The 25,707-nt window shown below is 73.1% G+C and carries 26 protein-coding genes and 2 tRNA genes; 18 read left to right on the forward strand and 10 right to left on the reverse strand.

What is annotated here, in order from left to right; genetic code table 11:
• The coding region (locus B5D80_RS29405) for a DciA family protein (RefSeq protein ID WP_144081800.1) at positions 1-499 on the forward strand (499 nt) is incomplete at its 5' end.
• A 3-nt stretch (positions 500-502) separates the two neighbouring features.
• Here B5D80_RS29405 and B5D80_RS29410 read toward each other — a convergent pair.
• Positions 503-730 (reverse strand): hypothetical protein, encoded by a 228-nt coding sequence (locus B5D80_RS29410; RefSeq protein ID WP_088647188.1) that lies wholly within the window; start codon positions 728-730, stop codon positions 503-505.
• A gap of 90 nt (positions 731-820) precedes the next feature.
• Here B5D80_RS29410 and B5D80_RS29415 point away from each other — a divergent pair, with 90 nt between their 5' ends.
• Positions 821-1,294, forward strand: coding sequence for a MarR family winged helix-turn-helix transcriptional regulator (locus B5D80_RS29415; RefSeq protein WP_088647189.1), 474 nt, complete (start codon positions 821-823; stop codon positions 1,292-1,294).
• A 19-nt stretch (positions 1,295-1,313) separates the two neighbouring features.
• On the opposite strand, the gene B5D80_RS29420 is transcribed toward B5D80_RS29415, so the two are convergent.
• On the reverse strand, positions 1,314-1,898 hold the full coding sequence (locus B5D80_RS29420; RefSeq protein WP_088647190.1) for a hypothetical protein: 585 nt from the start codon (positions 1,896-1,898) through the stop codon (positions 1,314-1,316).
• 528 nt (positions 1,899-2,426) lie between these two features.
• Here B5D80_RS29420 and gyrB point away from each other — a divergent pair.
• The 7 genes from gyrB to B5D80_RS29450 all read left to right on the forward strand — a co-directional run bounded on the left by gyrB (position 2,427) and on the right by B5D80_RS29450 (position 9,010).
• Positions 2,427-4,373 (forward strand): DNA topoisomerase (ATP-hydrolyzing) subunit B, encoded by a 1,947-nt coding sequence (gene gyrB / locus B5D80_RS29425; RefSeq protein ID WP_088647191.1) that lies wholly within the window; start codon positions 2,427-2,429, stop codon positions 4,371-4,373.
• 121 nt (positions 4,374-4,494) lie between these two features.
• On the forward strand, positions 4,495-7,017 hold the full coding sequence (gene gyrA, locus B5D80_RS29430; protein ID WP_088647192.1) for a DNA gyrase subunit A: 2,523 nt from the start codon (positions 4,495-4,497) through the stop codon (positions 7,015-7,017).
• A 4-nt stretch (positions 7,018-7,021) separates the two neighbouring features.
• Positions 7,022-7,894 (forward strand): DUF3566 domain-containing protein, encoded by an 873-nt coding sequence (locus tag B5D80_RS29435; RefSeq protein WP_088647193.1) that lies wholly within the window; start codon positions 7,022-7,024, stop codon positions 7,892-7,894.
• Between the two features lie 297 nt (positions 7,895-8,191).
• Positions 8,192-8,265: transfer RNA gene (locus tag B5D80_RS29440), tRNA-Ile, on the forward strand.
• A gap of 49 nt (positions 8,266-8,314) precedes the next feature.
• Complete coding sequence (locus B5D80_RS33985; RefSeq protein WP_211291697.1) at positions 8,315-8,443, forward strand: DLW-39 family protein; 129 nt, start codon at positions 8,315-8,317, stop codon at positions 8,441-8,443.
• A gap of 33 nt (positions 8,444-8,476) precedes the next feature.
• A tRNA-Ala gene (locus B5D80_RS29445) sits at positions 8,477-8,552 on the forward strand.
• Between the two features lie 122 nt (positions 8,553-8,674).
• Positions 8,675-9,010 (forward strand): DUF952 domain-containing protein, encoded by a 336-nt coding sequence (locus tag B5D80_RS29450; RefSeq protein WP_088647194.1) that lies wholly within the window; start codon positions 8,675-8,677, stop codon positions 9,008-9,010.
• 60 nt (positions 9,011-9,070) lie between these two features.
• Here B5D80_RS29450 and B5D80_RS29455 read toward each other — a convergent pair whose 3' ends face one another.
• A complete protein-coding gene (locus B5D80_RS29455) occupies positions 9,071-9,817 on the reverse strand; it encodes an HAD family hydrolase (protein WP_169733125.1) in 747 nt (248 codons plus the stop codon).
• A gap of 196 nt (positions 9,818-10,013) precedes the next feature.
• Here B5D80_RS29455 and B5D80_RS29460 point away from each other — a divergent pair, with 196 nt between their 5' ends.
• Both B5D80_RS29460 and B5D80_RS29465 read left to right on the forward strand, forming a co-directional pair.
• Positions 10,014-10,358 carry a hypothetical protein gene (locus tag B5D80_RS29460; RefSeq protein WP_088647196.1) on the forward strand — a complete coding sequence of 115 codons (345 nt, stop codon included), beginning with the start codon at positions 10,014-10,016 and terminating at the stop codon, positions 10,356-10,358.
• Positions 10,359-10,436: 78 nt separating this feature from the next.
• Positions 10,437-11,405: an L-threonylcarbamoyladenylate synthase gene (locus B5D80_RS29465; RefSeq protein ID WP_088647211.1), complete on the forward strand. Its 969-nt coding sequence runs from the start codon at positions 10,437-10,439 to the stop codon at positions 11,403-11,405.
• Positions 11,406-11,419: 14 nt separating this feature from the next.
• On the opposite strand, the gene B5D80_RS29470 is transcribed toward B5D80_RS29465, so the two are convergent.
• Entirely contained in the window at positions 11,420-15,856 is a 4,437-nt protein-coding gene (locus B5D80_RS29470; protein ID WP_088647197.1) for a cation-translocating P-type ATPase, read from the reverse strand.
• Between the two features lie 197 nt (positions 15,857-16,053).
• Between B5D80_RS29470 and B5D80_RS29475 the strand changes: the two genes are divergently transcribed.
• The 5 genes from B5D80_RS29475 (at position 16,054) to B5D80_RS29495 (ending at position 19,431) form a co-directional block, all read left to right on the forward strand.
• Complete coding sequence (locus B5D80_RS29475) at positions 16,054-16,314, forward strand: hypothetical protein (protein ID WP_088647198.1); 261 nt, start codon at positions 16,054-16,056, stop codon at positions 16,312-16,314.
• An 83-nt stretch (positions 16,315-16,397) separates the two neighbouring features.
• Positions 16,398-17,768: an MFS transporter gene (locus B5D80_RS29480; protein ID WP_245855056.1), complete on the forward strand. Its 1,371-nt coding sequence runs from the start codon at positions 16,398-16,400 to the stop codon at positions 17,766-17,768.
• 51 nt (positions 17,769-17,819) lie between these two features.
• A complete protein-coding gene (locus tag B5D80_RS29485; protein ID WP_088647199.1) occupies positions 17,820-18,467 on the forward strand; it encodes a GAP family protein in 648 nt (215 codons plus the stop codon).
• Positions 18,468-18,598: 131 nt separating this feature from the next.
• Positions 18,599-18,793: a hypothetical protein gene (locus tag B5D80_RS29490; RefSeq protein ID WP_088647200.1), complete on the forward strand. Its 195-nt coding sequence runs from the start codon at positions 18,599-18,601 to the stop codon at positions 18,791-18,793.
• Between the two features lie 89 nt (positions 18,794-18,882).
• Positions 18,883-19,431: a YbaK/EbsC family protein gene (locus B5D80_RS29495; protein WP_088647201.1), complete on the forward strand. Its 549-nt coding sequence runs from the start codon at positions 18,883-18,885 to the stop codon at positions 19,429-19,431.
• A gap of 71 nt (positions 19,432-19,502) precedes the next feature.
• On the opposite strand, the gene B5D80_RS29500 is transcribed toward B5D80_RS29495, so the two are convergent.
• The 4 genes from B5D80_RS29500 to proS all read right to left on the reverse strand — a co-directional run bounded on the left by B5D80_RS29500 (position 19,503) and on the right by proS (position 23,077).
• On the reverse strand, positions 19,503-20,135 hold the full coding sequence (locus B5D80_RS29500; protein WP_088647202.1) for a DsbA family oxidoreductase: 633 nt from the start codon (positions 20,133-20,135) through the stop codon (positions 19,503-19,505).
• A 20-nt stretch (positions 20,136-20,155) separates the two neighbouring features.
• Positions 20,156-20,581 (reverse strand): SufE family protein, encoded by a 426-nt coding sequence (locus B5D80_RS29505; RefSeq protein WP_088647203.1) that lies wholly within the window; start codon positions 20,579-20,581, stop codon positions 20,156-20,158.
• A gap of 176 nt (positions 20,582-20,757) precedes the next feature.
• Positions 20,758-21,177 carry a CBS domain-containing protein gene (locus B5D80_RS29510; RefSeq protein ID WP_088647204.1) on the reverse strand — a complete coding sequence of 140 codons (420 nt, stop codon included), beginning with the start codon at positions 21,175-21,177 and terminating at the stop codon, positions 20,758-20,760.
• Positions 21,178-21,235: 58 nt separating this feature from the next.
• A complete protein-coding gene (gene proS / locus B5D80_RS29515; protein WP_088647205.1) occupies positions 21,236-23,077 on the reverse strand; it encodes a proline--tRNA ligase in 1,842 nt (613 codons plus the stop codon).
• A 224-nt stretch (positions 23,078-23,301) separates the two neighbouring features.
• On the opposite strand from proS, the gene B5D80_RS29520 reads away from it, so the two are divergent.
• A complete protein-coding gene (locus tag B5D80_RS29520) occupies positions 23,302-24,036 on the forward strand; it encodes a class I SAM-dependent DNA methyltransferase (protein WP_088647206.1) in 735 nt (244 codons plus the stop codon).
• Positions 24,037-24,087: 51 nt separating this feature from the next.
• Here the strand turns inward: B5D80_RS29520 and B5D80_RS29525 are convergent, their stop codons facing one another.
• The gene (locus B5D80_RS29525; protein ID WP_088647207.1) at positions 24,088-24,276 is read right to left on the reverse strand and encodes a DUF397 domain-containing protein; all 189 of its coding nucleotides are present in this window, start codon (positions 24,274-24,276) and stop codon (positions 24,088-24,090) included.
• Positions 24,267-25,070 carry a helix-turn-helix domain-containing protein gene (locus tag B5D80_RS29530; RefSeq protein ID WP_088647208.1) on the reverse strand — a complete coding sequence of 268 codons (804 nt, stop codon included), beginning with the start codon at positions 25,068-25,070 and terminating at the stop codon, positions 24,267-24,269. The genes B5D80_RS29525 and B5D80_RS29530 overlap by 10 nt, the downstream gene beginning before the upstream one ends.
• A gap of 221 nt (positions 25,071-25,291) precedes the next feature.
• Between B5D80_RS29530 and B5D80_RS29535 the strand changes: the two genes are divergently transcribed.
• Positions 25,292-25,609, forward strand: a complete 318-nt coding sequence (locus tag B5D80_RS29535; protein WP_088647209.1) for a hypothetical protein — start codon at positions 25,292-25,294, stop codon at positions 25,607-25,609.
• The last annotated feature ends 98 nt before the right edge of the window (positions 25,610-25,707 follow it).

A 25,707-nucleotide genomic window follows, 5' to 3' on the forward strand; every position in this document is an offset into this window, starting at 1 on the left:
CGGGCCGGAGCTGGCGCGGGCGGTGCTGGACGCGGCGCGGGCCCGGCGGGAGTCGGCGGCCCGCGCCCGGCGACCGGGGGTGACGGGCGCGGCCGACGGCGGTGGGCGGCGGTTGCGCGGCTACTCCGGGCCGGGGCCGGACCCGCGGGACCCGCAGCCGTTGGGCGCGGTGCTGGAACGGCTGATGAAGGCGCGGGGCTGGCAGCAGCCGGCGGCCGAGGCGACCGTCTTCGGTGCCTGGGAGAAGGTCGTCGGGCCGGAGATCGCCCAGCACAGCCGCCCGGTCAAGCTGGAGGACGGCGAGCTGACCGTGGAGGCCCGGTCGACCGCGTGGGCCACCCAGCTTCGGCTGCTCGCCGGGTCGCTGTTGAAGCGGATCGCCGGGGAGGTCGGCCACAACGTGGTGCGCAAGCTGCACATCCACGGACCGGCGGCGCCGTCCTGGTCGCGGGGGCCGCGTCGGGTGCGTGGTCGGGGGCCGCGCGACACCTACGGCTGAGGCTCACCGTCCGGCGCGGCGGGCCTCCCGCTCGGCGCGCTTGCGTTCGCGCTGCTCGCGGCTCCACTGCTTGCGGCGTTCCAGGTCCTCTTTCCAGGCGTCGCGGGCCTGCCGGGAGCCGCCCTGCACCGCGCCGGCCACCTCCGGCGGGCCGGCCAGGTTCTTGAACGCCCAGGCCAGCAGTCGGCCACCCTCGCCCGGGGCCTTCGCCGCCGGCTTGTCCTCGCTCATCGGCAACCGACCCTTCCTCGACGCTTGGTGTACAAACCATTGGTACACCAAGCATTGGTAGCATCGCAACGGCGACGAGGAGGAGCACAGGTGGACGGACAGCCCGACGAGGATCCGCTGGCGTTGGAGGAGCAGGTCTGCTTCGCGCTCTCCGTCGCCGCCCGGGGCGTCGTCGCGGTCTACCGGCCGCTGCTGGAGCCGATGGGGCTGACCCACCCGCAGTACCTGGTCATGCTGGCGCTCTGGCAGCACGCGCCGCTGTCGGTCCGGGAGCTGAGCCGGCTGCTGCAACTCGACCCGGGCACCCTGTCGCCCCTGCTCAAGCGACTGGAGGCGGCCGGCTACCTGCGCCGGGAGCGGGACCCGGCCGACGAACGCAGCCTCGCCGTGTCGCTCACCGAGAGCGGCCGGGCGCTGCGCGGCCGTGCCGAGCAGATCCCGCCGGCGGTCGTCGCCCGGCTCGGGCTGCCGCTGGCCGAGCTACGCGACCTGCACGCGGCGCTGACCCGGGTGATCGCCGCCGCCAACGGCGCGGTGGCATCCGCACCCACGCCGGACAGCTAGGCCACACACCCGGGCTACCTCAGGGCTGCGGGCCGGGACGGCGGCCGGGCTCGGCGTCGGCGTAGACCGCGAAGCCCCGGTCGGCGCAGCGCCGGTAGAAGGCGGCCAGCACCCCCAGCTCGGCGCAGGTGAAGTCCCACTGCGGCGGGTCGCCGTTCTCGTCGCGCAGCCGGTCGAGCCGGCTGCCCAGCCAGCGCAACTGCTGCTCGGCCAGGCGACCGTCACCGAGCAGCGCGCGGAGCACCTCGCTGACCGACTCGAAGGTCACCGTCTCGCCGTGCGGCCGGTGCTGGGCGACGAACTTCTCCACCCCGCCGGCGATCCAGGAGCAGCCGTCCGGGTCGATCACCGGATCCTCGTCCTCGGCGGCGGCGTCGGTGGCGTAGAGCACATTTTCCAGGCCGAGGATCAGGTCGACCAGCTCGGTGTACGCGGTCGCCCGGACCGTGCCGGTCTTGGCGATGTGCTCGGCGAGCGCGGCGGTCGGCGCGGAGATGCGGGGAATGTCGACGATCTCGCCGAAGTCGACGAACTCGGCCGGCGCGACCGGATCGTAGAAGCGGCCGGTCCGCGGCCAGTGCACCGCGACATTGTCCAGCCCCATCTGGTGTCACCTCTCGAGAGCACGTGTCGGATCGATCGGGTCCATCGTCCCGGTTACGGGTGGAAAAGATCAAGACGAGCGAGTTCGCCGCGCGCCGCAAAGCTACGGTACGACCACCACCCGACGCGACCCCGCGCCGCCCGGCGAGCCGGACTATCCGGTGGCGGCGGGCACGGAAACCGGACCGGGGCGTGTAGGGGGAGTCGCGGACAGCGAGATTCGGCCGGCTACGAGGGTCTGAGCCGCCTTCAAGGGGTGCCGAGTGGCGGTTATGTCGTGTGCGCACAGTAAGATTGACGCTGAGACGACGACCTGACGCGGTGCGACGGACGGGGGCCCTCACCAGCCCTTGATCAACGTCCCGGGTCGGGTCTGGCCGATCGCGATCCGCGGGCAACCGCGGCGACCGGCGCGCACGATCCGCGACGGCCCTGCCGGGCCGCCGCCGTGCACGCCGACGTCGCGTCCTGTCCGCCGAACCCGCGCCCCCGCGCCCTCGGCGCGGACGGTGCGAGAAAGTGGCCGAGGGTGGCAGCGCAGGACAAGCAGGATTACGGCGCAGAGTCGATCACCGTCCTCGAGGGTCTGGAGGCGGTCCGCAAGCGACCCGGCATGTACATCGGGTCGACCGGCGAGCGTGGCCTGCACCACCTGGTGTGGGAGGTCGTGGACAACGCGGTGGACGAGGCGCTCGCCGGCTACTGCGACACCATCGACGTGGTGCTGCTCGCCGACGGCGGGGTCCGGGTCACCGACAACGGCCGTGGCTTCCCGGTCGACCTGCACCCGAAGCTCAAGAAGCCGGGTGTCGAGGTCGCGCTGACCGTGCTGCACGCGGGTGGCAAGTTCGACGGCAAGGCGTACGCGGTCTCCGGCGGTCTGCACGGCGTCGGCGTCTCCGTGGTGAACGCCCTGTCCACCCGGATGGCCGTCGAGATCCACAAGTCCGGCCACGTGTGGCGGCAGAAGTACCACAACTCCAAGCCGGAGCCGCTGGACAAGGGTGAGACCACCGACCGCACCGGCTCGGCGGTCTCCTTCTGGCCCGACCCGGACGTCTTCGAGACGGTCGACTTCGACTTCCAGACCATCTACCGCCGCCTGCAGGAGATGGCCTTCCTCAACCGGGCCCTGTCCATCCACCTGCTCGACGAGCGGGTCGCCGAGGGCGAGGAGGGCAAGCCCCGCGAGGTCACCTTCTTCTACGAGGGCGGCATCGCCGACTTCGTCCGGCACCTCAACGCCTCGAAGAACCCGATGCACAAGACGGTCGTCGAGTTCGCCGCCGAGGAGGAGGGCATGTCGGTCGAGATCGCCATGCAGTGGAACGAGTCGTACGGCGAGTCGGTCTACACCTTCGCCAACACGATCAACACGCACGAGGGCGGCACCCACGAGGAGGGTTTCCGGGCGGCGCTGACCAGCGTGGTCAACCGCTACGGCACCGACCGCAAGCTGCTCAAGGGCGACGAGAAGCTCTCCGGCGAGGACATCCGCGAGGGGCTGGCCGCGATCATCTCGGTCAAGCTGGCCAACCCGCAGTTCGAGGGCCAGACCAAGACCAAGCTGGGCAACACTCCGGTCAAGAGCTTTGTGCAGCGGGTCTGCAACGACCGGCTGGTCGACTGGTTCGACCGCAACCCCGCCGAGGCCAAGACCATCATCCAGAAGGCGTCCCAGGCGGCGCGGGCCCGGATCGCCGCCCAGCAGGCGCGCAAGCTGGCCCGCCGCAAGTCGCTGCTGGAGTCCGGCTCGATGCCCGGCAAGCTGGCCGACTGCCAGTCCACCGACCCGCGCGAGTCCGAGGTGTTCATCGTCGAGGGCGACTCGGCCGGCGGCTCGGCCAAGCAGGGCCGCGACCCGCGCACCCAGGCGATCCTGCCGATCCGCGGCAAGATCCTCAACGTGGAGAAGGCCCGGATCGACCGGGTGCTCAAGAACAACGAGGTCCAGGCGCTGATCACCGCCCTGGGCACCGGCATCCACGACGACTTCGACATGGAGAAGCTGCGGTACCACAAGGTGGTGCTGATGGCCGACGCCGACGTCGACGGTCAGCACATCCAGACGCTCCTGCTCACCCTGCTGTTCCGCTTCATGCGGCCGCTGGTCGAGCTGGGCCACGTCTACCTGGCCGCCCCGCCGCTCTACAAGATCAAGTGGAACAGGAAGGGCGACGACGCCCAGTACGCGTACTCCGACCGGGAGCGCGACGGGCTGATCGCGCTGCGCCAGCAGAAGAAGCCCAACGCCAAGCCGGACGACATCCAGCGGTTCAAGGGTCTCGGCGAGATGAACTATCCCGAGCTGTGGGAGACCACGATGAACCCGGCCACCCGGACGCTGCGTCAGGTCACCCTCGACGACGCCGCGACCGCCGACGAACTGTTCAGCGTGCTGATGGGTGAGGACGTCGAGGCCCGCCGCTCGTTCATCCAGCGCAACGCCAAGGACGTGCGGTTCCTCGACATCTGACGGCACGGCCGGCCGGTGCCCCACCGGCCGGCCGTCGTCCACCGGGTTATCCACAGCCTGGCCGGTATCCACAGCGTTATCCACAGCACGAAAACGACTCTGAGTCTGATAAGGGTTAACAGTGACCGATACTCCCGAGTCCACCCCGAACGAGCCGGAGACCACCGAGACACCCCTCGCGGCGGTCGTCCAGCACGACCGGATCGAGCCGGTCGGGCTCGAGGTCGAGATGCAGCGTTCGTACCTCGACTACGCGATGAGCGTGATCGTCGGGCGGGCGCTGCCGGACGTACGGGACGGGCTCAAGCCGGTCCACCGCAAGATCCTCTACGCCATGTACGACTCGGGTTACCGGCCGGACCGGGGCTACGTGAAGTGCTCCCGGGTCGTCGGGGACGTGATGGGGCAGTTCCACCCGCACGGCGACTCGGCCATCTACGACGCGCTGGTCCGGATGGCCCAGCCCTGGGCGCTGCGCTACCCCCTGGTCGACGGCAACGGCAACTTCGGCTCGCCGGGTAACGACCCGGCTGCCGCGATGCGCTACACCGAATGCAAACTGGACCCGCTGGCGATGGAGATGCTGCGGGACATCGACGAGGACACCGTCGATCTCCAGGACAACTACGACGGCCGGGCCAAGGAGCCCACCATCCTGCCGTCGCGCATCCCCAACCTGCTGGTCAACGGCTCCGAGGGCATCGCGGTCGGGATGGCCACCAAGATCCCGCCGCACAACCTGCGCGAGATCGGCGCGGCGGTGCAGTGGTGCCTGGAGAACCCGGAGGCCGACGAGGCGACCACCCTCGAAGCGCTGCTGGAGATCGTCAAGGGCCCGGACTTCCCGACCCACGGGCTGATCGTCGGTCAGTCGGCCATCCAGGACGCGTACCGGACCGGGCGTGGCTCGATCCGGATGCGCGCCGTGGTGGAGGTCGAGGAGGACAAGCGGGGCCGGCCGGCGCTGGTGGTCAGCGAGCTGCCCTACCAGGTCAACCCGGACAACCTGGCCGAGCGGATCGCCGAGCTGATCAAGGAGGGCAAGCTCGGCGGCATCGCCGACATCCGGGACGAGTCGTCCGGGCGCACCGGCATGCGGATCGTGCTGGTGCTCAAGCGCGACGCGGTCGCCAAGGTGGTGCTGAACAACCTCTACAAGCACACCCAGCTCCAGGAGACCTTCGGCGCCAACATGCTGGCCCTGGTCGACGGGGTGCCGCGCACGCTCAACCTGGCCCAGTTCATCAGGTACTACGTCGAGCACCAGATCGAGGTGATCCGGCGGCGGACCGCGTTCCGGCTGCGCAAGGCCGAGGAGCGGGCGCACATCCTGCGCGGTCTGGCCAAGGCCCTGGACGCGCTGGACGAGGTGATCGCCCTGATCCGGCGTTCGCCCACCGTCGACGACGCCCGGCAGGGCCTGATCCGGCTGCTGGAGATCGACGAGATCCAGGCGACCGCGATCCTGGACATGCAGCTGCGCCGGCTGGCCGCCCTGGAGCGGCAGCGCATCCTGGACGACCTGGCCAAGCTCGAACTGGAGATCGCCGATCTCAAGGACATCCTCGCCAAGCCGGAACGGCAGCGGAAGATCGTCTCCGAGGAGCTCAGCGAGATCGTCGCGAAGTGGGGCGACGAGCGGCGTACGAAGATCGTCCCGTTCGACGGCGAGGTCTCGATGGAGGACCTCATCGCCCGCGAGGACGTGGTGGTCACCATCACCCGCACCGGGTACGCCAAGCGCACCAAGGTCGACCTCTACCGCTCGCAGCGGCGCGGCGGCAAGGGAGTGAGCGGCGCGACGCTGCGGCAGGACGACATCGTCAGCCACTTCTTCGTATGCTCCACGCACGACTGGATTCTGTTCTTCACCAACAAGGGCCGCGTGTACCGGGCCAAGGCGTACGAGTTGCCCGAGGCCAGTAGGGTGGCCAAGGGCCAGCACGTGGCCAACCTGCTCGCCTTCCAGCCGGACGAGCAGATCGCGCAGATCATCGAAATCCCGAACTACCAGGTGGCCCCCTACCTGGTACTGGCCACGAGAAACGGCCTGGTGAAGAAGACCCGACTCGAGGAGTTCGACTCCAACCGGTCCGGCGGCGTCATCGCGATCAACCTGCGCGATGAGGACGAGCTGGTCGGTGCCGTGCTCGCGGCGCCGGAGGAGGACCTGCTGCTCGTCTCCAAGAAGGCCCAGGCGATCCGGTTCAACGCCTCCGACGAGGCGCTGCGCCCGATGGGCCGGGCCACCTCGGGTGTGATCGGCATGCGCTTCACCGACGACGACGTCCTGCTGGCCATGGAGGTCGTCCGGGAGGGCCTGGACGTCCTGGTGGCCACGAACGGGGGATATGCGAAACGCACCCCCATCGAGGAATACCCGGTTCAAGGCCGGGGAGGTAAGGGCGTGTTGACTGCGAAGATCACCGAGCGCCGCGGTGGTCTGGTCGGCGCGGTGGTGATCGACCCGGACGACGAGCTGTTCGCGATCACCAGCAACGGCGGCGTCATCCGGACTCCGGTGAAGCCTGTACGCCGTACCCGTGACCGGAACACAATGGGGGTCAAGCTGATGGACCTCCCGGACGGCGTGACTATCGTGGCGATTGCTCGCAATGCCGACGAGCCTGACGAACAGGACTAGTTGAATGACGGAGACACAGGCGAAGTCGGGGAACAAGGGGACCTCGGCCACCCCGGTCGACGAGGAGGCCGCCAAGAGCGGTACAACCCCCGCCGGCCGCGCCGCCGTGGGTCGGGCCACCGTCCCCGCCGACGCGCCTGCCCCGAAGTTCACCCGGGCACCCGGCATGGCACCGCCGCCGGACAAGCCCGGTGAGGACTCGGGGACGACCGAGAAGCCCCAGCCGACAGGCACCGACGCGCCCTCTTCGGCCACCCAGCCGGTGGCTGCGGCGGCCCGGTCGAGCAACACGACACAGCCGATCGCGGTGGGGGCCGCCACCTCCCCGTCCACGACCGGCACCCAGCCGAAGGTCGGCGGTTTCCGGCCGACCCCGGACAACGCCCGCCCCGCCAACGGTGGCGGCCTGCCCCCGGGCATCGGTGGCGCGGCCGCCGTCGGTGCCGCCCGGGTGGGTGACGCGGTACGTGCCGCGCGTACCTCGGTCAGTTCGGCCGCCTCCCGGGGGCCGCGTCGGGCCCGGCTGAACCTTAAGCGGATCGACCCGTGGTCCGTGATGAAGTTCGCCTTCGCCGTCTCCGTGGTGCTGTTCATCGTGGTGGTCGTGGCGACCTCGGTGCTCTACCTCGCGCTGGACGCGATGGGCGTGTTCCAGAGCGTCAACGACAGCCTGACCGACCTGGTCAGTGCCAGCGGCGGGCAGGGCACCAACAGCGGCTTCCAGATCACCGCGAAGGGCGTCATCCTGACGTCCGCCCTCGTCGGTCTGGTGAACGTGGTGCTGTTCACCGCGCTCGCCACCCTGGGCGCGTTCATCTACAACGTCTGTGCCGACCTGGTCGGCGGGATCGAGCTGACGCTCGCCGAGCGCGACTGATCCGACCCGACGCCGGGGCGCCGCGAACAGCGGCCGCCCCGGCGTCGTGCTTTTCCCGGCCCGGTGGCCGTGCCCCGCTCGGGCCCGCTGGGACGTCGCTCGTGGGTCGATCCAGCGGTGTCCGGGGCCCCTGATGCCGCTGTTTCCCGCCAACGGAGTCGATCTCCGGTTCCAGGACCGGGGGAAAGGGCTCGCCCGGTCGCGGGCCGACCGGTACGGTCGGGAAGGCGCGGGAGCGTCGACCACCCCGATTTGGGAGCGGACGACGCGATGGGTTAATCTTGCTCGTCGCCACGCGGGGCTATAGCTCAGTCGGTTAGAGCGCAGAGCTGATAACTCTGAGGTCGCTGGTTCGATTCCAGCTAGCCCCACCGCACACCGTTCCGACGGGCAGTCGAGTCGAGCGCGAGGGGTCGCCCCATGTTCAAGAAGCTTCTGTTCCTCGTCGGCATCATCGGCGTCGCTGCTGTGGTGGCCAAGAAGGTCAAGGAATCCAACGACGAGCGCGCCCTGTGGCACGAGGCCACCACCTCGCCCGACCTGCGCTGACCAGCCAGCACCCGGCGGCTCGACCCGCCCTCGGGGGCCCTAGCTCAACTGGCAGAGCACTGCCTTTGCAAGGCAGGGGTTAGGGGTTCGAGTCCCCTGGGCTCCACCAGCACGAACACCGGTTGATCTCGGTCCCGGTTACCGCCATCCGTACAGCCGAGCCTGCCGACAGACGGGCGGCTGACAGGCTGCGGTAGCTGCGGATCAACCGGCCGTCTGCCACTCTGGGTCGTGCTGATTTACAAGATCCTCCTTCCCGCCGAGTGGGCCGAGTTCGAATCCGCCGGGCGCTTCGACGGCTCGCCGTTCGACCACAGCAGCGGCTTCATCCACTGTTCCTCGCGCGCCCAGGTGGGTGCGACCGCGCTGCGGTTCTTCGCGCAGGAGCCGGCGCTCGTGGTCGTCGCCCTCGACGCCGGCCTACTCGGCGCGGCGGTGCGCTGGGAGGACACCTCCGACGGCGGTTCCTTCCCGCACGTCTACTCGGCGCTGCCGCGCGACGCCGTCGTGGCGGTCCACCACGTGCCGGGAGCCTCGTCGGTGGACGACGTGCTGGGGCGGGGCTAGGGCAGCGGGCCGGCCGGGAGGCGGCCCTCCGCGGCGACGGGAGGAACGACCGGAACCTGCTCAGGCCTGACGCAGCAGGGCCAGCAGGCCGTGGCCGTCCTCGACCCGGGCATCCGGTACGACGGCGGGGTGTGGCGGCTCCCGGTCGGTGCGGGGGGAACGCATCAGGATCGCCGCCCCCGCCCCGGCCCGGCGGGCGCACTCGACGTCCCGACCGAGGGTGTCCCCGACGAACCAGCAGTCACCGATCGGAACCCCGACGGCCTCCGCCGCTAGCAGCGCCAGGCGCGGGTTGGGCTTCCGGGGGCCGGCTTCGTCGCTGTAGAACTGGGCGGCGAACGACCCGGCGAGCCCGGCGGCGGTGAGGAAGTCCCGATGCGCGGCACCGCAGAGGGTGTTGCTCACCACGGCCAGGGGAAGGCCCGCCTCCGTCGCTGCCCGCAGTGCTTCGGGGATACCCGGGCGCACCGCCCAGTCCGCGCGCCACGTCCAGGCGTACGACAGGGGAGTCGCCTCGCGGTCGACGGCGTCGCGGGCCTGGCGGGGCCACGATCCGGTGACGAATTCTGCCCACACCCGGGAGTGCGGCAGCTCCACCGGATCGGCCGTCCGGCCCGCGTCGTCGCGCCAGGCCGAGTACCGTCGCGCGCCCTCGGTCAGGTCGGCGGCGACCTGCCGTTCGGACACCGCGCCGTCGACGAGCCGGGAGAGCCGTCGGACGAGTTCCGGTGGGGCGGGCGGCTGCGGTGGCGCATCGGCCAGTACGCCACCGAAGTCCAGCAGGAGGGCACGCGGCGGGTGAAGCATGCCGGCGATTCTTCCGCAGCGCGACCGACCGCGCGGGGCGGCGCGGTCGGCGCGTGTCCTCTAACCTCTCGGCAATGGGAGCACTCAGACCGTGGCACCTGGCCGTCCTGATGCTCTGCTGCCTGGTGCCCACGATGCTGGCCATCGGCGGGGGCGTCTGGGCGTTGCTCCGCTCCCGTCGGAGCCGCTGAGCCGTATGGCGACCGATGGTGACCCGGGCAGCCGCCGTCTCCAGCTCTACTGCCGGATCGACGTCACCGTGACCGATCCGGCCGCGCTGACCGACCACGCGGTCGCCGGGCTGCGTGCCGCCGACATCGACTGGGCGCAGGAGGAGGACGACCTGGGGTCCGCCAGTGCGGAGCTGCGCGGTGACCTCACCCGGGCGCTCGCCTCCGTCGCGGACATTACCCGGGCCGTCGACGCCATCCCGGGCGTCGAGTTCCGGGGCGGCGTGTGCTGGGCGGAGACCGGCCCGCCCCGCGCGCCGTTCGCCCCGACCGGTGGCCCGCCCCCGATGGCACCCGACCCGGCGCAATAGCCGTCCCGGCCACCCGCACCGGTCCGGGCGTCGACGGCAGGCTAGCGTCGTGTGGTGACCACTGGCTCTCCCCGCGTCCTGCCCGCCGAACACGACGGCATCGCCGAGGCCGCCGACGTGCTGCGGGCCGGCGGGCTGGTGGCCTTCCCCACCGAGACGGTCTACGGGCTCGGCGCGAACGCGTCGGACGCCCGGGCCGCGGCGCGGATCTTCGAGGCGAAGGCGCGGCCCAGCTTCGATCCGCTGATCACCCACCTGGCCGACGTCGCCGACCTGCCGGCCCTCGTCGGCGCGTTGCCGCCGACCGTCGCGGCGCTGGCCGAGCGGTTCTGGCCGGGGCCGCTCACCCTGATCGTGGACCGGCCGGCCGCGATCCCGCCGATCGTCACCTCCGGCCTGGACAGCATGGCCGTCCGGGTGCCCGACGAGGCGTCCGCCCGTGCGTTGATCAGGGCCGCCGGGGTGCCGGTGGCGGCCCCGAGCGCCAACCGGTTCGGGCAGCTCAGCCCCACCCGGGCCGAGCATGTCGTACGCGGGCTCGGCGCGGCCGTGGACGTGGTGCTCGACGGCGGTCCGACCCGGTGCGGAATCGAGTCGACCATCGTGGACGCGCGCGGCCCGCAGCCGGTGGTGCTGCGCCTCGGGGCGCTCGCCGTGGAGGACCTCGTCGCGGCGGTCGGCCCGGTGACGGTCCGGCCGGGCAGCTCCGGGCAGCCGGTCGCCCCCGGCACGTTGGCCGCGCACTACGCGCCGCGTACCCCGTTGCGGGTGGTGCAGGGCGCGGCGCCGGCGGCGGCCGACGGGGTCCGGCGGGGCTACCTCGCCTTCCGGGCGGCCCCGGCGGCGGACTACGCGGCGGTGGAGGTGCTGTCGCCCGCCGGTGACGTGACCGAGGCCGCCGCCCGCCTCTTCGACGCGCTGCACCGGCTGGACGCGGCCGGGGTGACCGAGATCCTCGCCGAACCGGCCCCCGACGAGGGGGTCGGCCGGGCGGTCAACGACCGGCTGGGTCGCGCCGCCGCCACCTGGTCCCCGCCCCCGGCCTGACCCCCGCCGAAGGTCTAGCCCGCCGGCGTCGGGTCGGCGGGGCGGCCCCGGGCCGGCAGGTGTTCCACCAGCCGGGTCAGCGCGCCGTTGGCGAAGGTCGCGCCGAGCGCCGACCCGGCGGCGATGGTCCACCCCACCGGGCCGAGCGGGGTGCAGCCGAAGAACTGGCTCACCCCGGGCGTCTGCACCACGGCGGCGAGCACCCCGACCGACGCCGCAGTCGACGCGAGCACCGTCGGGCTGGTGCCGCCGGCCAGCACGGTCTGCCCCAGCTGGGTGCCGACCAGCGAGACCAGGGCCACCGTGCCGGCGCGTCGTTCCCGGCCGGTCCACCGGGCCACCGTCCAGCCGGCGGTCGCCCCGAGGGTGGTGGCGGCGGCGCGCAGCCCGATCTCCCGGGTCATGGTGCCGCCGAGGGAGGCGTCCGGCCCCTCGCGGAGCAGGCCGTCGGCGTGGTCGGCGTCGGGCGGCCGGACGGCGATGGCCAGCGCCGGTGCCAGGTCGGTGAGCAGGTTGACCAGGAGCAGTTGCCGGCCGTTGAGCGCCGACCGTCCGGTGACGGCGGCGCTGAGCACACTGAACGCGATCTCGCCGAGGTTACCGCCGACCAGGATGCTCAGCGCGTGGCGCACCGACGACCACATCGCCCGCCCCTCGACCAGGGTGGCGATGATGGTCTCCAGCCGGTCGTCGGTGACCACCAGGTCGGCGGCGGCGCGGGCGGCCGGGGTGCCCCGCTGGCCGAGGGCGATGCCCACGTCGGCCAGCCGGATCGCCGGGGCGTCGTTGGCACCGTCCCCGGTCATCGCCACGGTCCGCCCGCACTTCTGCAACGCCTGGATGATCCGTACCTTGTGCGCCGGGGTGCACCGGGCCACCACGTCGGTACGGCCCAGCCGTTCACCCAGCTCCGCGTCGTCCCACTGGTCCAGGTCGGTGGCGGTGACCACCCGTTGACCGTCGGAATCCGGGCTGATCGCCGACGCGATCGCCTCGGCGGTCGCCGGATGGTCCCCGGTGATCATGATGGTGTGCACGCCGGCCTGCCTGATCCGGCGGACCGCCGGGGCGGCACTGTCGCGTATCCCGTCGGCGAGGGCGAGGAAACCGACGAAGACCAGCCCGCGTACCTGGTCGTCGGTGACCGCCTCGGCACCGACCCGGCACTCCGCGACGGCGAGGATGCGGTGACCCGCCCCGGCCCGGTCGGCCAGCACGGCGTGCAGCCGCTCCCGGCCCTCGTCGTCCAGCGGCTCGTCCCGGCCGCCCGGCAGCCGCCACGCGCCGCACCGGGGCAGCACCGTCTCCGGGGCGCCCTTCACGTTCAGCAGCAGACCGTCGGCGGTCCGCCCGACTGTCGCGTGGTAACCCCGGGACGGCTCGAACGGCAGCCCACCCACCGCCGTCCACCCGTGCGCACCGGTCTGCTCGGTGGTCTCCGCCTGCCGTGCGCCGTACCGGACCGCCCGGTCGGTGTGCTGGGGCAACTCCTGCGGATCGGCCGCGTACGGGGTGGCGCGGAGCCCGGCGGCGAGGACCCGGCGCAGCTCGTCGTCGAGCCGGTCGACGGGGGCGAACCGGTCGCCGTCGCCGACCCCGGCGAGCAACAGCCTGCCCTCGGTGAGGGTGCCCGTCTTGTCGAAGCAGAGCACGTCGACCCGGCCCAGCGCCTCGATGGTGCGCGGGTTGCGGACCAGCGCGCCGTGCTCGGCCAGCCGTCGGGCGGCGGCCAGTTGGGCCGCACTGACCAGGAACGGCAACCCCTCCGGCACCGACGCCACGGCCAGGTTCGCGGCGGTCGCCGCCGTCTGCCCCACCGGTACGCCGCGCAGCAGTCCCGCCCCGGCCACCGCGACCGCCGACGCGACGGCCAGCGGGACCGCCGAGCGGGTGAGCCGGCCGAGCCGGGCCTCCACCCCACTCTCCGGTGGGGCCTGCCGGGCCAGCGCGAGGCTACGCCCCGACTCGGTGGCGGCTCCCGTGGCGACCACGACGGCGGTGCCGCGACCGGTGGCGACGGTGGTGCCCTCGTACAGCATCGAGGCACGGTCGGCGAGGGCGGCGGCGACCACCGGGGCGGCCCCCTTGGGCACCGGCAGCGACTCGCCGGTCAGCGACGACTCGTCGGCCTCCAGACCGTCGGCGGTGAGTACCCGGCAGTCGGCGGGCACCGCGTCCCCGGGGCCGAGGATCACCACGTCGCCGCAGACCAGGTCCTCGGCGGCGGTCACCCGTTCGACGCCGTCCCGCAGCACCTTGGCGGTGACCGCCGAGCGGGACAGCAGCTCGGCCAGTGCCCGGTCGGTGTTGCGTTGGTGCACCGCCCCGACCAGCGCCGATCCGCCGACCACGCCGCCGACCAGGGCCGCGTCGACCAGTGAACCGAACGCCGCGGACAGGACGGCACCGGCGGCCAGCACCGGCGTGAGCGGGTTGGCCAGCTCGTCGACGAACGCCCGGAACAGGCCGACCGGCCCGGCCGACGGGTCCGGGTCGGCGCGGTGCCGGCGTCGCGCCTCGGCGTCGGTGAGCCCGTCCGGGCCGGTGCCGAGGTGGCGTAGCACGGTCGGGACCGGCATCAGGTGCCAGGCGGTGGCGGCCGGCGTCGGAGCCTCGGCCGGGTCGGGCAGCCGGCGGGCCCGCCACACCCCGTTGGCGAAGGCCAGCGCCGCCGCGCCGTTGACGGCGGCGAGGCTACGGCCGGGAAGCTGCGGCGGCGCGGCGGTGAACGCGCCCAGCGCGCCGAGCCCGGTGCCGGCCATGGCGAGGCGGATGCTCTGCCCGGTCATCCGCCGGGCCACCCCGGCGGCCTCGATCAGCAGCGCCGGAATCCGCAGGTCGGTGCCGACGAGCAGGTGGGCACCCCACGGGGGCAGGTCGTCGGGGGCGGCCACGCCGAGCCCGCAGTCGGACGCCGCCAGCGCCGCCCGGTCGCCGGAGACCAGCATCACCACCGCCCCGTCGCGTTGCAGGGCCCGGACGGATTCGGCGAGCCGGTCCCCGCCGGGCAGCACCGTGTCGGCGAAGCCGTACCGCTGCGGGTCGGGGCCGGCGACCACCAGGCGCAGGCCGGCGTGCCGGGCGGCGGCGGGCAGCGCGTCGACGCCGGGTGCCGGCTCGGGGGTGACCCGGACGACGGCGGTGAGGGTGCCATCGTGGGCGAGGCCGAGCAGGGGGCCGTCCGTGGCGCGCAGCCGTCGGCTCTGCGGGGTGTCCCCCGGGTCGACGGCGTCGAGTCCGGCCAGCGGCCCGAGTCGCCAACCCTCGGCCTCCCGGACGTCGTCCGGGTGGTCGGGGTCGAAGAGGGCGAACGCCCGACCGGCGACCTCCCCGGTGTCCGCGCCGGCCAGCGGGGCCAGGTCGGCGAGGACACCCCGGGGCGAGCCGAGCACGGCCGCGTCCAGCACCACCGTGTCGATCCGGTCGAGTTCCCGCAGCACACTGCGGTCCATGGCGATCACGCCGCGCCGGGCCAGTACCCGGCCGAGTTGCGCGGCGTACCCCTCGCGGCCGCTGCCGGGGGCCTTGGGCAGCGCGGCGAGCCCGAGCGCGGCGGCCCGCTTCGGACCGGCGACGGGCCACGCGGCGGCTCCGGCGGCGGCCCCGGTGGCGAGCATCGTCGAGACGTACCGTTCGACGGGGCCGTCGGGTCGGGGGCAGGGACGGCCGGGGCCGGGTGACCGGGCGACGGCGCGTTCCGGGTCACCGGTCAGCCTCGGCTCGGCCCGGGTCCACGTGGTGAGTTGGGCGCGCGCCTCACCCCACTGCACGATCCGCTGCGCCCCGTCGAGGACGATGCCGGCCCAGCCGCCGGTGAGGCCCTGCACGACCGCCTCGGCGAGCGGGAACAGCACCTCGGCGCGCGGGTCGGCGCGCCAGCCCCGGCCGGCCAGGTCGTGCAGCTTCGGGTGCAGGTCGACGGCGGTGAGCAGGCCGGCCACCTCGCCCGGTACCGGGGTGAACGGCAGGATGCGGGTGGCGGCGGAGATGGTCAGGCCCAGCGCGTCGGAGGCGAGCGCGCCGAGGGTCCGGGGGGTACGCGGTCCGTCCTCCGGCGGGTGCGGGGGCGGGATCTCCGGGTCCGGCTCGTGCGGGCAGACCCGCTCAACCCGGGCCACCGTGTCGATCAGGGTGGCGAGTTTCGGCTTCGGGTCCTCGACGGCCACCACCACCCGGCCGGAGGGGGCGTTCACCCGAGCCCAGGCCACCCCGGGCAGCCGTTCCAACGCCGCCTCGACCTGGCAGGCCAGCCGGTCGCCGCCGTCCTGGCAGACGCCGTGCACCTCGATGTGGTGCCGGCCGTTGCGGGACCAGACCCGACGGCGGGTCAACCCGGCCGCCCGGGCCAGCCGGCCGGCGGCCGAACCGACGGTACGGGACGCCCCGTCGAGCAGCGGCGGCACCGGCACCGAGGGGAGGACCCGGCCGGCGACCCGGCCCAGCGTGGTCATCGAGGGGTACGGCCGGATCGGTCCCGCCCACTGCCGCCGTGGCCCATCTCGCCTCCCGCGTTCGTCAGGCGGCCTGGCTTCCCGGTCGTGCGTCCGTTATGCCCCCCGGCCGGGGGAAGTTTCCGCCGGTGGCGGGGCATGGACGGCGGTGCCTGTGGAATCCCGCTGACGACCCGACGAGCGGCAGGGAGGCCGGAATGAGCACGATCACGCGTCATCTCAGCGGCGGTCACGAGATGGTCCGGGCGTACACCCGACGGGTGGAGGTGCCGATGCTGGGCGAGGTGGCGGTGCCACCACCGGACAAGATCGCCTATTACGCCGGGTTGGGGGTGCTCGCCGCCCTCCAGGTCATCGAGTGGCCGCTCGCCCTGGTGATCACCGCCGGTCACCTGCTCGCCGACCAGCACCTGTCGGGGCTGGCCAAGGGGCTCGGCGAGGCGCTGGAGTCGGCCTGACGAGACCGGGCTCACCCTTGACCTGAACCCGGGTGCAGGTCGCAGGCTGGGCGCATGTCTGACGTACCGCCCGGCGTCACCCAGTGACCGCCACCCTGACGCCTGCCACCCGCCTCTACGACCCGCGCCTGCGGGCGATGACGGTGGGCAGTGTCGCCCTGGTGTCGCTGCTCGCCTTCGAGGCGTTGGCGGTGGGCACCGCCATGCCCACGGTGGCCCGCGCGCTGGACGGGCTGGGCCTGTACGCGCTCGCCTTCGGTGGCTCGTTCGCCGCCGGTGTGCTGGCCATGGTGCTCTCCGGGATCTGGTGCGACGCCCGGGGGCCACGGGGGCCGATGTGGGCCGGGGTCGGCCTGTTCGTCGTCGGTCTGTTCGTCGCCGGGAGCGCCGACGCGATGGGCACCCTGGTGGTCGGTCGGGCGGTGCAGGGTTTCGGCTCCGGCTTGCTCTCGGTCGCGTTGTACGTGGTGGTCGGGCAGGCGTACCCGGAGGAGCTGCGGCGTCGGGTGTTCGCCGCGTTCGCGGCGGCGTGGGTCGTGCCGTCGCTGGTCGGGCCGGCGCTGGCCGGGCTGATCGTGGAGTACCTGGGCTGGCGGTGGGTGTTCCTCGCCGTACCGGTGGTGGCGCTGCCGGCGGTGCTGCTTGTCGAGTCGGGCCTGCGGACGCTGCACCGGCCGCCGCCGGCCGGGCCCCCGGCGGGCGCGGCGGCCCGGATCGGGTGGGCGGCCGGGGCGGGGGTGAGTGCCGCACTGCTGCACCACGGGGGGCAGCAGCGCGGCGTGCTCGCGGTGACCCTGGTGGCGGTGGCCCTGGCCGGGCTGGGGGTCTGCGCGCCCCGGCTGCTGCCGGCGGGGTTCCTGCGGGCGGCCCGGGGCCTGCCCACGGTGGTGGGTCTGCGCGGGTTGGCGGCGGCGGCGTTCGCGGGCGCGGAGGTGGTCATCCCGTTGATGCTGTCCCGGGAACGCGGCTTCTCGCCGACCGCCGCCGGCCTGGTGCTGACCGTCGGCGCGTTGTCCTGGTCGGTGGGTTCCTGGGCGCAGGGTCGGCTGCCGCCGCCCCGGTCCTCGGCGACCCTGCCCCGGCTCGGGCTGGCCTGCGTGGCGGCGGGTACGGCCACCGTCACCCTCGCCGTCTGGCCGGCGGTGCCGGTGGCGGTGGGGGTGGCCGGTTGGGCGGTGGCCGGGCTGGGGATGGGGTTGACGTTCCCGTCGCTGTCGGTGTTGACGTTGGCCCTGTCGGCCCCCGACGAGCAGGGCCGCAACAGTTCCTCGCTGCAACTGGCCGATTCGTTGTTCACCGCGACCGTGCTGGCGTTGACCGGCACGGTGCTCGCCGCGGGGACGACGCCCGGCCCGGCCGGGTACGCGGGGACGCTCGCCGTGGCGGTGGCGTGTGCGCTGCTCGGTGCGCTGCTCGCCGGCCGGGTGGTGCCGGGCCGGGAGCGTCCCGCCTGATCCGGGCGAATCCCGCCGGGCCGGCCGTGCCGACGGCGAGGATGGTGGGCGATGAACCTCCTGACGATTCTGCCGATGGCCGTGGTGATGGTGGCCGGTACGCAGCTGGTGGCGGCGGTCTTCCTCGCCTCCGGTGACCGGCCCCGGCGGGCGTCGCTGGGTTTCCTGGCCGGCGCGGCGCTCGTGGTGTCCGCCGGTACGACCCTCGCCTGGCTGGTCTTCCGGCTGGTCAGGGGCGCGGCCGGGGGCGGCGGCGGGGGTGGTGGCCGCAAGCCGGTCGAGACGGCAATCGACTGGGTGGTGTTGGCGCTGCTGGTGGTGCTGGCGGTGGTGGTGTTCCTCCGGCGGCACTCGGCCGGCGAACCCCGGTGGATGGGTCGCCTCCAGCACGCCGGCTTCGGGTACGCGTTCCGCCTGGGCCTGCTGCTGTTCGTGGTGATGCCCTCCGACGACCTGACGATGGTGACGGTGGGGGCGACCGCCGCCCGGCACGGGCTGCCGTGGTGGCACCTGGTGCCGTTCGTGCTGCTGACCCTGTTGTTGCTCGCGCTGCCGCTGCTGGCGCTGCTGCTGCTCGGCGACCGGGCGGACCGGGTGCTGCCCCGGATGCGCGACTGGGCGGACCGGCACTCCTGGATCATCAGCGAGGCGGTGGTTGCCTTCTTCCTCGTGCTGACCGTCGTCGACCTGCTCAAGTGAGGCCGCGCCGGGTGGCCGGCCCGTCGGCCGGGCGGCGGGGCGGCGGGACGCCGATCACTTGGCCGACACGTACGGGGGAACCGACCGAAGATGAGTCGGCTACGGGTTACGGTCCTGCCTACCGTGACCCCATGGTGGTCTTCGTCGTCACGGTGCTGCTCTACGTCTTCGGTCTGGTCTTCCTCTACGGGGTGATCCGTCTCGCCGTGCGGCACGGCATGGAGGATCTGGAGGCCCGTCGGCCCCAGGTGCTGCGGGGCGCGCAGTCGGCGTCGGCCGACGACCGGGCGTTCCTGCGGGAGAACTCCTTCCTCGGCGGCAACTGACCTGCCGGACCCGTGGTAGCACCCCCGGTGGCCTGCGGGGGTGGCCCGACGGGCGGCCCGTGGCCCGGGGTGCGAGGATCGCTGCCGTGATGGGAACGTTGCAGACCGAGCCCGCCCGGACCCGCCCCGACCTGCTGGCGGCACCGGTGGCCGCCGCGCTGACGTCCTGGCCGGCGCAGGCCCCCGTCGACGTCGACGCCGTCCTGGTCGCCCCGATCGACGCCACCCTGGCCGACACGGCGGCCTTCTGCGCGGCGTACGAGGTGGGGCTGGACGTGTCGGCGAACTGCGTGGTGATCGCCGGCAAGCGGGAGGGCGAGATCCGGTACGCGGCCTGCGTGGTGCTCGCCACCACCCGGGCCGACGTCAACGGGGTGGTCCGCCGGACGCTGGACGTGCGTAAGGCGAGCTTCGCCCCGATGGCCGAGGCGGTCGAGTCGACCGGGATGGAGTACGGCGGGATCACCCCGATCGGGCTGCCCGAGTCCTGGCCGATCCTGGTCGACGCCCGGGTGATCGCCACCCCGCACGTGATCATCGGGTCCGGCGTACGGCACAGCAAGATCGCCCTGCCGGGGCCGGCGCTCGGCGCGCTGCCCGGGGCGCGGGTGGTGGAGGGCCTGGCCCGACCCGCCTAGCCATTCCCGCTCATCGATGTTGTTGCACGTGAAACATCGTGCCGGTCGATGTCGCCCCGGCGCGCGGGGCGTCAGGCGGCCGACTCCCGCTGGGCGACCTCGGTCAGGGCGGCGAGCAGCGTCTCGGGCTCCTGTGCGCCGGTGACGCCGTACTTGCCGGCCAGGACGAAGGTCGGCACGCTGGTCACCCCGAGCTGGTGGGCGGTGGTCAGGTCGGCGGCCAGTTCGCGGCGACCCGCGTTCGAGGCCAGGTACTCGCGCGCCCCGGTCTCGTCCAGCCCGACCGAGACGGCCAGCGCCACCAACGCCTCCGGCGAGCCGACGTCGACCCCGTCGGTGAAGTGCGCCCGGTAGAGCGCCTCGACCAGCTCACCCGCCCGACCGTGCTCGTCGGCGAACCGGACCAGCCGGTGCGCGTCGAAGGTGTTGGCGCTCACCGCCCGGTCGAAGTTCAACGTCAGCCCCACCCCGGCGGCCACCTGGGTCACCTGGCCGGCCATCGACTCGGCCCGCTCCCGGCCACCGAACTTCGCGGCCAGCGCGTCGAGCAGCGGTCGGGACGTGGTCACCGGCGACGGGTCGAGCTGGAACGGCCGGTACCTGACGGTCACCTCGCCGTCGTACGACGCCAGGGCCTGTTCGAGGCGGCGCTTGCCGATGTAGCACCAGGGGCAGACCACGTCGGCGTAGATCTCGATCTCCATGATCGGAGACAACCCCCAGCTCAGCCCGCTTGTTCCCGTACCTGCCGCTTGAGTCGGGCCAGGATCGCGGTGCCGCCGCGTACCCGCAGCGGGCTGATCGCCTGCGCCAGGCCCATCCGCTGGTAGAGGTCGTCCGGCACGTCGAGCACCTGCGCGGCGCTCGCCCCGGCCAGCCCCTCGGCGAGGATGCCGGCGAAGGCCCGGGTGGTCGGTGCCTCCGGCGGGCAGTCGAACACGGTGGTCACCGTGCCGTCCGGGGCGACCTCGGCGCGCAGGAAGAACGCCGTCTGGCACTCGGGGACCTGCTCCAGGTCGTCGCGGTCCACCCCGGCCGGCAACGGCGGGACCACGTCGGCGTACTCCAGCAGCATCTCCAGCACCACGTCGCGGGGCGCGTCGGCGAACTCCTCGACGATCTCGGCCAGCTTCGTCGGCATCTCGGGCATTCCGCCAGGCTACCGCCGCCCCCTGCCGTCCCCGCCCGACGGTCGGCCCGCCCCGGGCACCCGGCCCGGCCGGGGGTGGGTCCACCTGCCCCCGGCCACGTCACCCGTGCGCACCGGCCGTCGTTGCCACCCGCCCCCGGTAACCGGCCGTCGTGTCCGGCTCAGTTCGTTCGGGCTCAGTTGTTCGGGGCGCCCTCGCTGATGTCGGCAAGCGCCGAGCTGGGGTCGAGCTGCATCGCCAGGTCACCAAGCGAGACGATGCCGACGAGCTTGCGTTCGTTGTCGCAGACCAGGATGCGCCGGATGTTGCGCTCGCGCATCAACGCCGCCGCCTCCCCGGCCGTGGCGTGCTGCTCGATCATCACCACCTCCCGGGTGATGATCGAACCGATCGAGGTGCTGGTCGGGTCGCTGCACTCGGCCACCGCCCGGACCACGATGTCCCGGTCGGTCAGCAGACCCGCCAGCGTGGAGCCGTCGGTGACCACCACGTCCCCGATGTCGGCCTCCTTCATCACCCTGGCCGCCTCGTCCAGAGTGGTCTCCGCCGACAGATAGACCACCTGCTTGGTCATCACGTCACTGACCCGGTACATGAGAGCCTCCGTACAACACCCGTAGTCGATCCGACTTCGGTACCCCGTGGCGCGTCCGCTACACCCCGTTGCCGCGAACCCGACGCAGGAGTTGGTCGGCCAGGCCGTCCCACGGCACCTCGTCGCGCCCGCCGGTCGCCCGGTCGCGCACCTCGACGTACCCGTCGACGAGTCGGCGGCCGACCACGACGACGCACGGGATGCCGATCAGCTCGGCATCGGTGAACTTCACCCCGGCCGAGACGGTGGCCCGGTCGTCGACGAGCACCCGCAGGCCGGCCGCCGACAGCCGGCCGCCGAGGTCGAGCGCCGCGTCGAGCTGCGCCCCCTTGCCGGCCACCACCAGGTGTACGTCGCACGGCGCGACCGCCGCCGGCCAGACCAGCCCCCGCTCGTCATGGTGCTGTTCGGCGATCGCCGCGACCGCCCGGGACACCCCGATGCCGTAGCAGCCCATGGTGGGCCGGACCGGTTTGCCCGTCGCGCCCAGCACGTCGAGGGTGAACGCGTCGGTGAACCGGCGTCCGAGCTGGAAGATGTGCCCGATCTCGATCCCGCGCCGGATCGTCAGCTCACCGCCGCCGGTGCGGACGGTGCCGGTGCCGGTGCCGCCCGACGTCCCGGCTTCGGCGGTGTCGGCGGGAGTGCCGCTGGCGGTGGCGGCGCAGGCCGGGCAGGGGTCACCCGGGCGCACCCCGGCCGCCTCGATGGTGCCGTCGGGGACGAAGTCCCGCCCGCAGACCACGTCGGTGGCGTGCCGCCCCGGCTCGTTCGCCCCGGTCAGCCAGGCGGTGCCGGTGACCACCCGGGGATCGACCAGGTAGCGCAGGCCGAGCCTGGCCAGCACCTGCGGCCCGAGATAGCCCCGGACCAGCCCGGGGTGGGCGGCCCAGTCGTCGAAGACCGCCACATCGGCCGGGTGCAGCGCCGCCGCCACCCGCCGGAGGTCCACCTCCCGGTCGCCGGGCAGCCCGATCACCAGTACCTCGGGGGTGTCCGCGCCGGGTCGGCGTACGGTCAGCACCACGTTCTTCAGGGTGTCGGCGGCGGTCCAGTCGTGCCGCCCGGCGAGCTTCCGGTCGTTGGCGAGGGCCACCAGCGCGGCGATGGTCGGCGTCTCCGGGGTGTCGTGCACCTCGGCGGGGCGGTGCGCGTCCGGGTCGCCGCCGGCCGGGGCGGGGGTCGCCACCGCCTCGGTGTTCGCCGCGTAGTCGCAGGCCGTGCAGCCGACGTAGGTGTCCTCACCGACCGGGGTGCCGGCCAGGAACTCCTCCGAGGCCGAGCCGCCCATCGCCCCGGAGACCGCCCGCACCACCGTGTACGCCAGCCCCAACCGGTCGAAGACCCGCCGGTACGCCGCCCGGTGCCGGGCGTACGACGCGCGCAGGCCGTCGTCGTCCAGGTCGAACGAGTAGGCGTCCTTCATCAGGAACTCCCGCCCGCGCAGCAGCCCGGCCCGGGGGCGGGCCTCGTCGCGGAACTTCGTCTGGATCTGGAAGATCGTCAACGGGAGGTCCCGGTACGACGAGACCAGGTCCTTGACCAGGAGCGTCGCCAGTTCCTCGTGGGTCGGGGCGAGCAGGTGTTCGGCGCCGCGCCGGTCGGCGAGGGTGAAGATGTCGTCGCCGTACTCCGTCCACCGGCCGCTGGTCCGGTACGGCTCCGCCGGCAGCAGCGCCGGGAAGTGCACCTCCTGGTCGCCGATCGCGGCCAGTTCCGACCGGACGATCTCGGTGACCCGGTCCAGCACCAGTTTGCCCAGCGGCAGCCAGGCGTAGCCGCCCGGGGCGACGCGACGGATGTAACCGGCGCGCAGCAGGAGCCGGTGGCTCGGCACCTCCGCGTCCGCCGGGTCCTCGCGCAGGGTCCGCAGCAGGGTGGTCGACGTACGAAGCAACATCGACGCAGCGTAAGCCGGCCCCCCGATCCCAGCGATCCCTTTCCCGCCCCCGCCCCCGCGCCCCCGCCCCGCGCCTTCTCGCGGTGATCAAGAGGTTTGCGTCAGCATTCCGGGGGCGGGGTGACGCAAACCTCTTGATCACCGGGGCGAAAGGGGTGGGGACGAGAGGGCGGGGTGGGGGTAATTCGATGGACTTGGGTTTCTGGGGCGGTGAGCATCGGGGTATGCGGCAGGAGGAGATCTGGGACACCGAGGCTGCCCGGCACTACGACACGCCGGGCGAGGGGATGTTCGCACCCGAGGTGCTGGGGCCGACGGTGGACCGGCTCGCCGCGCTCGCCGGTGACGGGCCGGCGCTGGAGTTCGCCATCGGGACCGGTCGGGTCGCCGTCCCGCTGGCCGCGCGGGGGGTGCCGGTCACCGGCATCGAACTGTCCGCCCCGATGATCGCGCAGCTCCGCACCAAGGTGGACGCGGACACCGTCCCGGTGGTCCCCGGCGACATGGCGACCACGGTCGCCCCCGGCGAGTTCTCGCTGGTCTACCTCGTCTTCAACACGATCGCCAACCTGCTCACCCAGGCCGAACAGGTGGCGTGCTTCCGCAACGCCGCCCGGCACCTCGCCCCCGGTGGTCGGTTCGTCGTCGAACTGTGGGTGCCTGAGCTGCGCAAACTCCCACCCGGGCAGCAGGCGGTGGTGTGGCACTCCGAACCCGGCTACGTCGGCCTGGACACCTACGACGTGCTGACGCAGCACGTGGTGTCCCACCACTTCCGGTTCGGCGACGGCCGGCAGGCGGAACTGTTCCGTACCCCGCACCGCTACGTCTGGCCCGCCGAGCTGGACCTGATGGGGCAGCTCGCCGGGTTCACCCTGGAGAGCCGGCACGCGGACTGGGCCGGCGGCGAGTTCACCGCCGAATCCCGCTCCCACGTCTCCGTCTACCGCCTGCCCTGACCGCCGGCTCCGGCGTGGCCGACCGCCCTCGGCGCGCCGGGCCGGGCCGGGTCAGCGGGTGCCGTTGCCGGTGGCGGCGACGAACGACCGCCAGGCCCGGCGGTCGAAGGTGAGGACGGGACCGGTCGGGTCCTTGCTGTCGCGCACCCCGACGACGCCGGGCAGGTCGTCGGCGACCTCGACGCACTCGCTGTTGCCGCTGCGGGTGGACTTGCGCCAGGTGGCACCGGTCAGCTCCACGACGTCATCACTTCCTTCATCAGCAGTGCCGACTGGTTGTGGGGCAGGGCCTCGCTGCGGACGCTCTCCCACCGCGCGATCAGGATAGTCAGCTCCCCGTCCTTGTCGATCGTGGTGCCGTCGAGCTGGTTCTCCAGATAACCGACCCAACCGCTGTCGTTGCCGAGCGCCAGCGTGAACGGGCCGGCGAGGCCCACATGGGTGCTGACCTCGGCGGGTATCACGTGGATGCTGACGTTCGGCTGGTCGACGCACTCCAGCAGGTGGGCGATCTGCTGCACCATCAGGCCCCGGAAGCTCTCGTCCGCGCGCCGGAGCACCGCCTCCTCGACCACCGCGATCAGCTTCGGCGGCTGCTGACGACTGAGCACGCTCTGCCGGTCCAACCGGACCGCGAGCCGCCGCTCCACCTCGTCGTCGCTGAGCATGTCGTCGGCCCGGATCACCGCACGGGCGTAGTTCTCCGTCTGCAACAGGCCCGGGACGAGCGTCGGGTGGTAACACCAGAGCTGCTGTGCCTGACGTTCGGCTTCCAGCCAGGGCCGGAACCAGTTCGGTTGCGAGTAGCGCTCGGCCAGCCTGAGCAGTGAGGTGAGCAGCCCGCCGGTCGTCAGGACCTCGTCCGCCCGCCTGAGGAACAGCCTGTCGAACGGGCGTTGGCCCAACTCGATGGCGGAGATCTGCGAGCCGGAGAAGTGCACCAGCTTGCCGAACTCCTCCTGGCTCAGCTCCGCGTGCAGCCTCAGCCTGCGCAGTTGTGCCCGGATCAGGTCGGCGGTCGGTTCACTTTCCACACGTCCTCCACGGTTGTCCCGGCCGCCTCCCCGGTCCGACCGGGCGGCCCTCGCCGTCGACCCGGCCTCACCCGGGCCGGCGTCGATGCCTTCCGACAGTAGTGGTGACATCACCAGAATGTCACCAGCGGGTCGCCTTCCGTCCGGCCCGCCGCGGGGCCGCCCGTGAACCCCCGTGCAGGGGCGGCCCCGTCCCCACCACCAGCAGGAGGTCGAGACCGGTGAACTTCCGTCCGTTTCCGGTGCCCCGGCTCGGCCCGTACGCCGACCGGCCCCGCTCCCACCCGCCGGGCGGCCGGCCGCACCTGCCGCTGCGACCGCTGTGGGTGTGTCGGGCCTGCGGCGGCCCGTGGCCGTGCGCCGAGGCCCGGCTGCTGCTCCGCATCGAGTACGACGCACACCCCGTCGACCTGGCCGTCTACCTGTCCGGGCTCTACCACGAGGCGAGCCACGACCTGTTCCGGCTGAACCCGCAGGACGGGCCGACGCCACGTGACCTGTTCGAGCGCTTCGTCGCCTGGGCCCCCTACCGTCGGTGACCGGCCACCCCGCCCCCACCGGGCCGAGCGTGCCGGGCGGGCCGAGCGTGCCGGGCGGGCCGAGCGTGCCGGGCGGGCCGAGCGTGCCGGGCGGGCCG

It is taken from the genome of Micromonospora wenchangensis (genome assembly GCF_002210435.1).
Lineage (GTDB): Bacteria > Actinomycetota > Actinomycetes > Mycobacteriales > Micromonosporaceae > Micromonospora > Micromonospora wenchangensis.

Excerpts from the sequence above, each read along its gene's own strand:
- B5D80_RS33985 (WP_211291697.1), top strand. The coding sequence starts at position 8,315 with ATGTTCAAGAAGCTTCTGTTCCTCGTCGGCATCATCGGCGTCGCTGCT.
- B5D80_RS29470 (WP_088647197.1), bottom strand. The coding sequence starts at position 15,856 with ATGACCACGCTGGGCCGGGTCGCCGGCCGGGTCCTCCCCTCGGTGCCG.
- B5D80_RS29460 (WP_088647196.1), top strand. The coding sequence starts at position 10,014 with ATGGCGACCGATGGTGACCCGGGCAGCCGCCGTCTCCAGCTCTACTGC.
- B5D80_RS29505 (WP_088647203.1), bottom strand. The coding sequence starts at position 20,581 with ATGCCCGAGATGCCGACGAAGCTGGCCGAGATCGTCGAGGAGTTCGCC.
- B5D80_RS29475 (WP_088647198.1), top strand. The coding sequence starts at position 16,054 with ATGAGCACGATCACGCGTCATCTCAGCGGCGGTCACGAGATGGTCCGG.
- B5D80_RS29420 (WP_088647190.1), bottom strand. The coding sequence starts at position 1,898 with ATGGGGCTGGACAATGTCGCGGTGCACTGGCCGCGGACCGGCCGCTTC.
- B5D80_RS29490 (WP_088647200.1), top strand. The coding sequence starts at position 18,599 with ATGGTGGTCTTCGTCGTCACGGTGCTGCTCTACGTCTTCGGTCTGGTC.
- B5D80_RS29455 (WP_169733125.1), bottom strand. The coding sequence starts at position 9,817 with ATGCTTCACCCGCCGCGTGCCCTCCTGCTGGACTTCGGTGGCGTACTG.
- B5D80_RS29520 (WP_088647206.1), top strand. The coding sequence starts at position 23,302 with ATGCGGCAGGAGGAGATCTGGGACACCGAGGCTGCCCGGCACTACGAC.
- B5D80_RS29500 (WP_088647202.1), bottom strand. The coding sequence starts at position 20,135 with ATGGAGATCGAGATCTACGCCGACGTGGTCTGCCCCTGGTGCTACATC.
- B5D80_RS29495 (WP_088647201.1), top strand. The coding sequence starts at position 18,883 with ATGGGAACGTTGCAGACCGAGCCCGCCCGGACCCGCCCCGACCTGCTG.
- B5D80_RS29410 (WP_088647188.1), bottom strand. The coding sequence starts at position 730 with ATGAGCGAGGACAAGCCGGCGGCGAAGGCCCCGGGCGAGGGTGGCCGA.
- B5D80_RS29485 (WP_088647199.1), top strand. The coding sequence starts at position 17,820 with ATGAACCTCCTGACGATTCTGCCGATGGCCGTGGTGATGGTGGCCGGT.
- B5D80_RS29510 (WP_088647204.1), bottom strand. The coding sequence starts at position 21,177 with ATGTACCGGGTCAGTGACGTGATGACCAAGCAGGTGGTCTATCTGTCG.
- proS (WP_088647205.1), bottom strand. The coding sequence starts at position 23,077 with ATGTTGCTTCGTACGTCGACCACCCTGCTGCGGACCCTGCGCGAGGAC.
- B5D80_RS29435 (WP_088647193.1), top strand. The coding sequence starts at position 7,022 with ATGACGGAGACACAGGCGAAGTCGGGGAACAAGGGGACCTCGGCCACC.